2 protein-coding genes and 2 pseudogenes are annotated in these 1,720 nt (G+C 45.4%); all 4 read left to right on the forward strand.

Going from position 1 to position 1,720, the window contains the following annotated elements:
- Positions 1 to 259, forward strand: a pseudogene (locus FC24_RS11605) (hypothetical protein); the annotation flags it as partial.
- A 2-nt stretch (positions 260 to 261) separates the two neighbouring features.
- Entirely contained in the window at positions 262 to 999 is a 738-nt protein-coding gene (locus FC24_RS11405) for an ERF family protein (RefSeq protein WP_057874916.1), read from the forward strand.
- The gene (gene ssb / locus FC24_RS11410) at positions 996 to 1,364 is read left to right on the forward strand and encodes a single-stranded DNA-binding protein (RefSeq protein WP_057874917.1); all 369 of its coding nucleotides are present in this window, start codon (positions 996 to 998) and stop codon (positions 1,362 to 1,364) included. Before FC24_RS11405 ends, ssb begins: the two co-directional genes overlap by 4 nt.
- Before the next feature lie 12 nt (positions 1,365 to 1,376).
- Positions 1,377 to 1,720, forward strand: a pseudogene (locus FC24_RS11415) (conserved phage C-terminal domain-containing protein); the annotation flags it as partial.

Raw genomic sequence — 1,720 nt, forward strand, 5'->3', positions numbered from 1 at the left:
CATTGATGCCGCGGTAATGCAACAAAAAGAAGCGGCCGAAAGCCGCCGAAAAGCCGCGGAAGCTGCGGCGGCAGTTGAAAAAATGAAACTGCAGCAGTACCACGAACAGACGGTAGACACCGAAACTGGTGAGATAGTTGCCGCCGAACCCAGCGTTATTGAGACTACTTTAAAAATCAGTGGCACTAAGCAGCAGTTAGTTGCTTTAAAAAAATACATGGACGAAACCGGTATTGAGTACGAACGTTTGGAGGTGTAGGCATGGCAACAACTAGCGAATCAGCTAATACGGCTAAAGTGGGTCTAATTGCCAAATTGTTGCAGGCAATGGCCAAAATCAAACCTGTTGATCGTGACGGTAAAAATCAATATCAAAATTATGATTTTCAAAGCGAGAGTGCGATTAAAGCGGCCGTTAAGGGCATTCTTGTTGATCAGGGCATTATGGTAATTCCCAGCTACGAAATTATTGGTCAGCGAGACGCGAAGACACGCAACAATGGGATAGTTCACGTGGTGGATGTGCTAGGGACGTATACGATTACCGACGGCCATGAATCAATCGTTAGTCGCTTTCCCGGCTCTGGGCAGGATAACGGTGAGAAGGCGACTGCTAAAGCATGTACCTCAGCGCAAAAGTATTTTTATAAACAGCTGTTTAATATTACCGATAAAAATGACCCAGATCCGGATGCAGACAATAGCAACTTTGCTACCAAACCAAAACCACAGCAACGGCGTACACAGACTCAGACACCACGGTCGCAGAATTATCAGCGTAAAAAGCCGGAAAGCTCTGGATCCACCTCAATTCTAAATAATGCCACGCGGTTGATCAAAAAAATGAGTGATAAATCTGGTGTGTCAGAACCGGATATTTACCAGCGGATTCTTGGTCAAGTCGGATATGAGAACTCAGAACTGCGAGAAGTTAAAAAAGCCGCCCAATTCTTTAACCAAGCACAAAATGAATGGCGCGCAATGGAGGGTAATAAATGATTAATATTGTGGCTTTAACGGGCCGTTTAACCAAAGATATTGAGTTACGCTACACAGCAAACGGGAGTGCCGTCTCCTCGTTCACCTTAGCGGTTAACCGGCAGTTCACCAATCGTAATGGCGATCGGGAAGCTGACTTCATCAATTGCGTGATTTGGCGCAAGGCAGCAGAGAATCTGGCTAAGTATACGCATAAGGGATCCTTGATTGGTTTAGACGGGCGTGTACAGACGCGTACCTACGAAAATTCGGAAGGTAAGCGGATGTACATTACCGAGATAGTGGTTAACAACTTCTCGCTGTTAGAACCTAAGCCAAAGGGACAGGGTGATCCAGATGTTACTGATAACGATCTGCCATTTTAAGGAGGTGCTTTAATGGCACAACGCAGAATGTTTAGTTTAAAGATTACGGATACGGATTCGTTTTTAGACATGCCATTATCAGCCCAGGCCTTCTATTTCCACTTGAACATGCATGCGGATGACGATGGCTTTATCGCTAACGTTAAGACACTGATGCGGATGGTCAAAGCTAATGACGACGACCTCAAGCTCTTAATTGCCAAACAGTTTATTCTGCCATTTGATAATGGCGTAGTGGTGATTAAGGACTGGCGGGTGCATAACTACATTCAAAAAGACCGCTACAATCCCACCGTTTACACTGACGAGAAAGCCCAGCTGGACGTGGACTCGAAGGGGTCGTATACAAAATGTAT

It is taken from the genome of Loigolactobacillus rennini DSM 20253, assembly GCF_001436505.1.
Lineage (GTDB): Bacteria > Bacillota > Bacilli > Lactobacillales > Lactobacillaceae > Loigolactobacillus > Loigolactobacillus rennini.

Excerpts from the sequence above, each read along its gene's own strand:
- ssb (WP_057874917.1), top strand. The coding sequence starts at position 996 with ATGATTAATATTGTGGCTTTAACGGGCCGTTTAACCAAAGATATTGAG.
- FC24_RS11405 (WP_057874916.1), top strand. The coding sequence starts at position 262 with ATGGCAACAACTAGCGAATCAGCTAATACGGCTAAAGTGGGTCTAATT.